The organism is Pseudomonas brassicacearum (assembly GCF_918698105.1).
GTDB lineage: Bacteria > Pseudomonadota > Gammaproteobacteria > Pseudomonadales > Pseudomonadaceae > Aquipseudomonas > Aquipseudomonas brassicacearum_F.
Genome location: NZ_CAKKMI010000132.1, coordinates 1 through 9,698 on the forward strand (window position 1 = coordinate 1; position 9,698 = coordinate 9,698).

The 9,698-nt window shown below is 61.1% G+C and carries 6 protein-coding genes; 3 read left to right on the top strand and 3 right to left on the bottom strand.

What is annotated here, in order from left to right:
• Window positions 1-93 precede the first annotated feature (93 nt).
• Complete coding sequence (gene ettA / locus LQ215_RS28610) at window positions 94-1,758, bottom strand: energy-dependent translational throttle protein EttA (protein ID WP_013694244.1); 1,665 nt, start codon at window positions 1,756-1,758, stop codon at window positions 94-96.
• A gap of 271 nt (window positions 1,759-2,029) precedes the next feature.
• On the opposite strand from ettA, the gene LQ215_RS28615 reads away from it, so the two are divergent.
• The 3 genes from LQ215_RS28615 to LQ215_RS28625 all read left to right on the top strand — a co-directional run bounded on the left by LQ215_RS28615 (window position 2,030) and on the right by LQ215_RS28625 (window position 8,092).
• A complete protein-coding gene (locus LQ215_RS28615) occupies window positions 2,030-5,878 on the top strand; it encodes a sensor domain-containing protein (protein WP_230153608.1) in 3,849 nt (1,282 codons plus the stop codon).
• A 228-nt stretch (window positions 5,879-6,106) separates the two neighbouring features.
• On the top strand, window positions 6,107-7,360 hold the full coding sequence (glyA, locus tag LQ215_RS28620; protein WP_230153609.1) for a serine hydroxymethyltransferase: 1,254 nt from the start codon (window positions 6,107-6,109) through the stop codon (window positions 7,358-7,360).
• 201 nt (window positions 7,361-7,561) lie between these two features.
• Window positions 7,562-8,092 carry a hypothetical protein gene (locus LQ215_RS28625; RefSeq protein WP_230153610.1) on the top strand — a complete coding sequence of 177 codons (531 nt, stop codon included), beginning with the start codon at window positions 7,562-7,564 and terminating at the stop codon, window positions 8,090-8,092.
• 191 nt (window positions 8,093-8,283) lie between these two features.
• Here LQ215_RS28625 and yjiA read toward each other — a convergent pair whose 3' ends face one another.
• Both yjiA and LQ215_RS28635 read right to left on the bottom strand, forming a co-directional pair.
• Window positions 8,284-9,252, bottom strand: a complete 969-nt coding sequence (gene yjiA / locus LQ215_RS28630; protein ID WP_230153611.1) for a GTPase — start codon at window positions 9,250-9,252, stop codon at window positions 8,284-8,286.
• A 291-nt stretch (window positions 9,253-9,543) separates the two neighbouring features.
• Window positions 9,544-9,698 (bottom strand): YbdD/YjiX family protein (locus tag LQ215_RS28635; RefSeq protein ID WP_230153612.1); only part of this gene is annotated, 155 nt, incomplete at its 5' end.

The window sequence follows — 9,698 nt, forward strand, 5'->3', positions numbered from 1 at the left end:
GCGGTGGATCAGTCAATAACCATGCTGACTGATCCACCGCCTTCGCGAGCAAGCCCGCTCCCACAGGGTTCATACCTTACTGGCTGGCCCGAATCAGGCCAGTTTCTTGTGCCGTACGCGATGCGGCTGGGCAGCGGCTTCGCCGAGGCGTTTCTTGCGATCGGCTTCGTACTCGGTGTAGTTGCCTTCGAAGAACACCGCTTGCGAGTCGTCTTCGTACGCCAGGATGTGGGTCGCCACGCGGTCGAGGAACCACCGATCGTGGGAGATCACAATGGCGGCGCCCGGGAAGTCCAACAAGGCTTCTTCCAGGGAACGCAGGGTTTCGACGTCGAGGTCGTTGGACGGTTCGTCGAGCAGCAGGACGTTGCCGCCCTCCTTCAAGGTCAACGCCAGGTGCAAGCGACCGCGCTCACCACCAGACAAGTCCTTGACGAACTTCTGCTGGTCGCCACCCTTGAAGTTGAAGCGACCGACATAAGTACGGGAAGGGATTTCATAGTTGCCGATGCGGATCTGGTCGGAACCGTCGGAGATCTGCTGGAATACGGTCTTGCTGCCGTCCAGGTCTTCGCGGCTCTGGTCGACGCAGGCCAGTTGCACGGTCTCACCGATTTCGATGCTGCCCGAATCCGGCGTTTCCTTGCCCATCAGCATGCGGAACAGCGTGGATTTACCCGCGCCGTTACCACCGATCACACCGACGATGGCGCCTTTGGGCATGGAGAACGACAGGTTGTCGATCAGCACGCGGTCGCCATAACCCTTGCTGACGTTCTTGAACTCGATGACCTTGTCACCCAGGCGCGGACCGGCCGGGATGTAGATCTCGTTGGTTTCGCTGCGCTTCTGGAATTCCTGGGATTGCATTTCCTCGAAGCGTTGCAGGCGAGCCTTGGATTTGGACTGGCGGGCCTTGGCGCCTTTGCGCACCCACTCCAGTTCTTCCTTCATGGCTTTTTCATGGGCCGACTGCTGCTTGGATTCCTGGGCCAGACGATCGGACTTGGCTTCCAGCCAGCCCGAATAGTTGCCCTCGTACGGAATGCCTGCGCCGCGGTCGAGTTCCAGGATCCAGCCGGCGACGTTGTCCAGGAAGTAACGGTCGTGCGTGATCGCAACCACGGTGCCTGGGAAGTCGTGCAGGAAGTGTTCGAGCCAGGCGACGGAATCGGCGTCCAGGTGGTTGGTCGGTTCGTCGAGCAGCAGCATGTCCGGGGCCGACAGCAGCAGGCGGCACAGGGCCACGCGGCGCTTCTCACCACCGGACAGGTGTTCGACCTTCGCGTCCCAGGCCGGCAGGCGCAACGCATCGGCGGCGACTTCCAGCTGGCGGTCCAGGTTGTGGCCGTCGCTGGCCTGCAGGATCGCTTCGAGCTTGGCCTGTTCGGCGGCCAGCTTGTCGAAGTCGGCATCCGGATCGGCGTAGGCGGCATAGACCTCGTCGAGACGCGCCTGGGCGTCCTTGATCACGCTGACCGCTTCCTCGACCACTTCACGGACGGTCTTGCTCGGGTCCAGCTGCGGTTCCTGGGGCAGGTAGCCGATGTTCAGGTCCGGCATCGGGCGGGCTTCGCCGTCGAATTCGTTATCGACGCCGGCCATGATTTTCAGCAGCGTGGATTTACCCGAACCGTTGAGGCCCAGAACGCCGATCTTGGCGCCGGGGAAGAAGGACAATGAAATATTTTTCAGGATTTCCCGCTTCGGCGGAACAACTTTGCTCAGCCGATGCATGGTGAAGACGTATTGAGCCATGGTGAACCTAGCGTCAGTGACAGGTGAAAAGAACGAGCCAGGCCATGCGCGGCACCGGCACTTGACGGTCATCAATGCCTGCGCGCGGATAGAGCCTGGGAATCTGGAGCTGGAACGCTCTTGTTTGACCGGCAAAGCTACCTCAACCATCGGTCAAGGTCCAGCCGCCAAGGGCTGGCACTTTGCCACAAGTCAAGGCATGCTAGCCGCCCTTCGGGCGTCCGGCTTATAGTGCACGTCGCGCCAGTCCAGCAAACTGCAGGATTACAGCTTGTCCAACGTCACTCCGCCCCTGTCCCCTCGCGCACCCGCTGTCGTGCCCGGCTCGCCCCTGCGCGGGACATTGAAGGGCGGACTGGCCACGCTGGTGCTGCTGTTGCTCGGCTTGCTGTTCTGGCAATTGCTCGACCAACTGCGCGAAACCCAACAGCAACAACGCCAATACACCATCGACTACACCGCCGATCTCGCCGCGCAGGTCAGCCTGAACATGGCCCTGAACGCGCAAATCGCCCTCAACCTGCTACCGATCGTCGAGCAACCGCAAACCGGCGACGAACAGCGGGCCCTGGTGCGCAAACTCCAGCAATCGCTCCCCGAATTGCGCAGCCTGGCCCTGCTGAGCCCCTCCGGCCGAGTGCTCAGTGACAGCGACGCCGACAGCCACGACGCCGATTACCTGGGTGAACTGGTGCGGCGCAGCCGGGCCCAGGCCCATTATTTCAGCAATGCCGAAGACGGCTCCGTGGTGCATCTATTATTGCACCAGGCCAGCGGTAGCAGCCGCGGCTACTGGGCCCTGCGCCTGAACCCGAACTTTTTCTCCACCCTGACCAAGCAGGCCGACATGGGGCTGCGCCCGCTGTGGCTGGTGGAAAACCGTCTCAACCAACAGATCATCAGCCGCGACGAAAGCCTGCCCTCGAGCAGCCCGACCCATTTGTCCCCGGATGACCTGGAGAACACCGTACTGACCGTGCCCCTGAGCAGCAGCGACTGGCAACTGCGGGGGCTGTTCGACCGTCGCCAGGTGATCGAACAACTGCTGCCGGCCTTCATCGGCAAATGCCTGCTGGGCCTGGCATTCTCGTTGTTGCCGGTGATTGCGCTCTTGAACATGCGCCGACGTCAGCGGCAGTTGCATGAAGGTCGGCGGCGCTACCAGGATATTTTCGAAGGCACTGGCGTGGCCCTGTGCGTGCTCGACCTGTCGGGGCTCAAGGCCTTTTTTGAGCGGGCCGGCCTGCACACGGGCGATCAATTGCGCGCCTGGACGAAAACCGCCCATCAACTCGAGCAATTGCGCCAGCAAGTCCACGTCACCGAAGTCAACCAGATGGCGTTGAAACTGCTCAACGTCGATTCCTGCGACCAGGCCTGGCAACTGCTGGTCGGCAAAGGTGAGCAGGACAACAACCCCATTGGCACGAAGCTGCTCGAAGCGCTGCTCGATCAACACAAGCAACTGGAACTGGAGATCAAGCTCCAGGACGCCCATGGCCGCGACCAACACCTGTGGCTGGTGCTGCGCCTGCCGGAAAAACAGCAAGACCATAACGCGGTCATCCTGAGCATCAGCGACATCACCAGCCGCAAGCTGATCGAACTCTCGCTGCTCGAACGCGAGGGCTTCTGGTCCGACGTGGTGCGCACCGTGCCGGATCATCTCTATGTGCAGGACGTCATCAGCCAGCGGATGATCTTCAGTAACCACCACCTGGGCCAGACCCTGGGCTACGACCGCACCGAACTGCACCAGATGGGCGAGTACTTCTGGGAAATCCTGCTGCACAGCGACGATGCCGATCACTACCACAGCCTGCGCCAGGCACAACGGCGGGGCGGGTACACGCAATTGTTGCAATGCCAACTGCGCTTTCGCCATCGCAATGGCAAGTGGCGCTGCTTCGACATCCGCGAACAGGCCCTGGCCCGGGATCGGGATAACCAGGTGACGCGAATCATCGGCGTGGCCAAGGACGTCACCGAGCAGATCGAGGCCAGCGAATCGCTGCGTGACAGCGAGCAACGCTACCGCATGCTCGCCGAAAGCATCAGCGACGTGATTTTCTCCACCGACAACAAGCTTTCGCTCAACTACGTCAGCCCGTCGGTGCAAGCGGTGCTGGGCTACACCGCCGACTGGATCTTCCAGAACGGCTGGCAATCGATCATCGCCAATCCGCAACAACTGACCGGCATCTACAGCCTGATGGACCGGGTCAGCAAGGCCCTCGACAAGCCCGAACAACTGGCCGAGCTGCGCAGCCAGATGCAGACCCAGTTGTTCCTGTTCGACTGCCTGCGTGCCGACGGGCGCAAGATTCCCATCGAGCTGCGGCTGGTACTGGTGTGGGACGAACACGGCGCGTTCGAAGGCGTGCTCGGCGTCGGTCGCGACATCAGCCAGCAGCGTCGCGCCGAAAAAGACCTGCGCATGGCCGCCACGGTCTTCGAGCACTCGACCTCGGCGATCCTGATCACCGACCCGGCCGGCTACATTGTCCAGGCCAACGAAGCCTTCAGTCGCGTCAGCGGTTATGCCGTGTCGCAAGTGCTGGACCAACTGCCCAACATGCTGACCGTGGACGAACAGCAGGAAGCCCACTTGCGCTACGTGCTCAAGCAGTTGCAACAGCACAGCACCTGGGAAGGCGAAGTCTGGCTCAAGCGCCGCAACGGCGAGCATTACCCGGCCTGGGTCGGCATCACGGCGGTGCTGGATGACGAAGGCGACCTGGCCAGCTATGTATGCTTCTTCAGCGACATCAGCGAGCGCAAGGCCAGCGAGCAGCGCATTCATCGCCTGGCCTATTACGACGCCCTGACCCACCTGCCCAACCGCACGCTGTTCCAGGATCGCCTGCACACCGCGCTGCAATCGGCCGACCGGCAGAAGACCTGGGTCGTGCTGATGTTCCTCGACCTGGACCGCTTCAAGCCGATCAACGACTCCCTGGGCCATGCCGCCGGCGACCGGATGCTCAAGGAAATGGCCACGCGCCTGCTCGGCTGCGTCGCCGACGACGACACCGTGGCACGCATGGGCGGCGATGAATTCACCCTACTGCTGCAACCACGCGCCAGCCGCGAAATGGCGCTGAACCGGGCCATCAACGTAGCCGAGCAGATTCTCGCCAGCCTGGTCCGGCCATTCGTGCTCGAAGGCCGGGAGTTCTTCGTCACCGCCAGTATCGGCATCGCCCTGAGCCCCCAGGACGGCAACGAACTGAGCCAATTGATGAAGAACGCCGACACGGCCATGTATCACGCCAAGGAACGTGGCAAGAACAACTTCCAGTTCTATCAGGCCGACATGAACGCCAGCGCCCTGGAGCGCCTGGAGCTGGAAAGCGACCTGCGCCACGCCCTGGAACAGAATGAGTTCGTGCTGTATTACCAACCGCAGTTCAGCGGCGATGGCAAACGTTTGACTGGCGCCGAAGCCCTGCTGCGCTGGCGCCATCCGCGACGCGGGTTGGTGCCGCCGGGGGACTTCATCCCGGTACTCGAAGAACTCGGCTTGGTGGTAGACGTCGGCGACTGGGTCATCACCGAGGCCTGTCGGCAGCTCAGGACATGGCACCAGGCCAAGGTCCGGGTGCCGAAGGTCTCGGTCAACATTTCCGCCCGGCAGTTCTCCGACGGCCAGTTGGGCACGCGCATCGCCAATATCCTGCGCAGCACCGGCCTGCCGCCCGCCTGCCTGGAGCTGGAGTTGACGGAAAGTATCCTGATGCGCGAAGTCAGCGAGGCGATGCAGATCCTGGCCGGGCTGAAAAACCTGGGCCTGAGCATCGCTGTCGATGACTTCGGCACCGGTTATTCGTCGCTCAACTACCTCAAGCAATTCCCCATCGACGTGCTCAAGATCGACCGCACCTTCGTCGACGGCCTGCCGTCCGGGGAGCAGGATGCGCAGATCGCCCGGGCGATCATCGCCATGGCCCACAGCCTCAACCTGGCGGTGATCGCCGAGGGTGTCGAGACCCACGAGCAACTGGACTTCTTGCGCGAACACGGTTGCGACGAAGTCCAGGGCTACCTGTTCGGCCGACCGATGCCAGCCACCCGGTTCGAAGCGCAGTTCAGCAATGATGCGTTGTTCATGCTCGACTGAGGCCCTTCAGCGCCTGTAGCGGCCTCATCGCGAGCAAGCTCGCTCCCACAGGTTATGTGCCCGCAGGTCCAATGTGGGAGCGAGCTTGCTCGCGATGAGGCCCGCCAGGGCAACGCAAAATTGCGCGTGAAACCCATTCGTCCGCGACATGACGCCCTTTCATATGTCTTCCAAAACCGGTTGAGGTAGAATGCCCCCCTTTTCTGCCCCCGATCCTTGAGGACCGCCATGTTCAGCCGTGATTTGACTATTGCCAAGTACGACGCCGATCTCTTTGCCGCCATGGAGCAAGAAGCTCAGCGCCAGGAAGAGCACATTGAGCTGATCGCTTCGGAAAACTACACCAGCCCCGCGGTGATGGAAGCTCAAGGCTCGGTACTGACCAACAAGTACGCCGAAGGCTACCCGGGCAAGCGTTACTACGGTGGTTGCGAGTACGTCGACGTGGTTGAGCAACTGGCCATCGACCGCGCCAAGCAACTGTTCGGTGCCGATTACGCCAACGTCCAGCCGCACGCCGGTTCCCAAGCCAACGCCGCCGTGTACCTGGCGCTGCTGTCGGCCGGTGACACCATCCTGGGCATGAGCCTGGCCCACGGCGGTCACCTGACCCACGGCGCCAGCGTCTCTTCCTCCGGCAAGCTGTACAACGCCGTCCAGTACGGCATCGACGGCAACGGCCTGATCGACTACGACGAAGTCGAGCGCCTGGCCCTGGAGCACAAGCCGAAAATGATCGTGGCCGGTTTCTCCGCCTACTCGCAGATCCTCGACTTCCCACGCTTTCGCGAAATCGCCGACAAGGTCGGTGCCTACCTGTTCGTCGACATGGCCCACGTTGCCGGCCTGGTCGCCGCGGGCGTCTACCCGAACCCGGTGCCATTCGCCGACGTGGTCACCACCACCACCCACAAGACCCTGCGCGGTCCACGTGGTGGCCTGATCCTGGCGCGCGCCAATGCCGACATCGAGAAGAAGCTGAACTCCGCCGTCTTCCCGGGTGCCCAGGGTGGCCCGCTGGAGCACGTGATCGCAGCCAAGGCGATCTGCTTCAAGGAAGCCCTGCAACCTGAGTTCAAGGCTTACCAGCAACAAGTGGTTAAGAACGCCAAGGCCATGGCCGGCGTGTTCATCGAGCGCGGCTTCGACGTGGTGTCCGGCGGTACTGAAAACCACCTGTTCCTGCTCTCGCTGATCAAGCAGGAGATCTCCGGCAAAGACGCCGACGCGGCGCTGGGCAAGGCGTTCATCACCGTCAACAAGAACTCGGTGCCGAACGACCCACGCTCCCCATTCGTCACCTCGGGCCTGCGTTTCGGCACCCCGGCCGTGACCACTCGCGGTTTCAAGGAAGCCGAGTGCAAGGAACTGGCTGGCTGGATCTGCGACATCCTGGCGGACCTGAACAACGAAGCGGTGATCGACGCCGTGCGTGAGAAGGTCAAGGCTATCTGCAAGAAGCTGCCGGTCTACGGCGCTTAATAGCCCGCTAGCACGCAGTTGAATAAGGTCCGCATCGAAAGATGCGGGCCTTTTTTATTGCCCTGGAAAACAGGGCCAAACAACTAACACCATTCGACACTTAACTTTCTGCAATACAGAAAACCCCAAACGCAACTAGTAAACCCATACGATCCCTTCTGCGCCTGAACTTAATCACTCAAAACAGGAGTCAATATTCACATGGACAGTGAACAATCCTTTAATGCAACACTCAGCATGTACAACACCCGCGTAAATCTCCTGGAAAAGCTGCATGGCAAACCGGCGATGGCGACCATCAGTTCATTCAGCGGTGGATTCTTTACCGGTAGACCCCAAACCCAGGATCATTCAAGCCTGCTCGGCATGCGCGCCGAAGACCAGGCTGTGCGCAGCGAGTCCTTGCGGCTGCACTTGCGGTATACCGCTGGCGGCTACCTCCTGACCCTGAAAAACACCGGTGAACACTACAACAAACTGATCAGTAAAAGCTGGCTCGAAGTGTTTGGGGCGTGTGATCCAAACACTCGCAACCCGACGCTTTTCCGCCTAATTGATCATCAGCACAACATCATCACGCGCAAGAACATCACATCCCGTCATGTCCCCATCACGCTCATGACAGGCAATAGGAAACATGTCGGGGGATTAAGGGTACGCGGCTCGCCTTATGTTTATCTTGCCGAGACACAAGAACAATCAAAGGCCCTGTTCATTCTGAGCATCCTTTGAGAAAAATGCCCGTAGAGCATTTTAATGTAAGGCAGTAACAAGTCCCCTTGTGGCGAGGGAGCTTGCTCCCGCTCGGTTGCGCAGCAACCGCCAAAAAAGCGAGGGCGGCTACGCCCCCCAGCGGGAGCAAGCTCCCTCGCCACAAGAAGCTCTTTAGCCGCACATTGTTGATAGCCGCAGGCAAAGCGTCGTCAAAGTAGCGCGGCTTCGAAGCCGGCGCGGATCTTCTCTTCGGGCAGTTCGTCGGCGATGAACACGATCACGCTTTCCCGGGCTTCGCCGGGGGCCCAATCGGTGTCCCAATCGAAACCGTACAATTTGAGCACGCCCTGGAACACCAACCGACGGGGTTCGCCGGCGATGTTCAGCACGCCCTTGTAGCGCAGCAATTGCTTGCCGTGTTCTTCCAACAACTGGTTCATGAACTCGCTGAGCTTGTCGATATCCAGCGCTTTGTCGGTACGCAACACCAGGCTGCTGATGCGATCGCCCGGGGTGGCCTTGCCGACCGGGCGCAAGCTGAATCCTGCGCCCAGGTCCGCATTGAGGTTGAAGCCGCGGATGTCGAGCAACTCGGCCAGGTCGATCTTGCCGTGCTCGACCACCCTGATCGGCGCGCGCCGATTGATACGCGTCAGGCGCTCGCCAAGGGCCTGGACCTGGGCCGCGTCCACCAGATCGGTCTTGCTCAAGAGCAGGCGGTCGGCAAATCCGACCTGGGCCTGGGCGATGGCCTGGGTCAGGTGGACATCGGCATGAGCGGCATCCACCAGCGTAAGAATGCCGTCGAGGATGTAGCGCTCGCGCAGATCTTCGTCGATGAAGAACGTCTGCGCCACCGGGGCCGGGTCGGCCAGGCCGGTGCACTCGATGACCAGGCGATCGAAGGCGATCTCGCCGCTGTCCAGCCGCTCGAGCAACAGGTACAGGGCCTTGGTCAGGTCGGTGTGGATGGTGCAGCACACACAACCGTTGGCCAGGGTCATGACTTGCACCGGCTCGTCGCCCAGCAATTGGGTGTCGATGCCGGCATCGCTGAATTCGTTCTCGATCACGGCGATTTTCAGGCCGTGCTCGGCTTTGAGTAGATGGCGCAACAGCGTGGTCTTGCCGGCGCCGAGGAAGCCGCTGAGGATGGTGACCGGGATGGGAGAGGACAAACTGAATCTCCTTGATGCCTGAAAGGGAAGCGGTTTTGTGGGAGCGAGCCTGCTCGCGAAGGTGGTGTGTCAGTTGACATCGATGCTACTGACCCGACGCCATCGCGAGCAAGCTCGCTTCCACAGGGGATCTTTGGTGCATGCACATCTTGAGGCCACCCCAAAAACAACTGTGGGAGCGAGCTTGCTCGCGATGGCGGTGGGTCAGTCAACATCAATGCTGTTGATCCACCGCCATCGCGAGCAGGCTCGCTCCCACAAGGGTTGCATCATCCACTGGCAATCAGCGGATCAACAGCACTTGGGCCCACCCTTGCCACCGTAACGGGCCTCCTGGCGTTCGCGAAAGAACGCCTCGTAGTCCATCAACGGTTTGTCCGGGTGCTTGGTTTGCATGTGCTCGACGTAGTTGTCGTAGTCGGGCATGCCGACCATCAGGCGGGCGG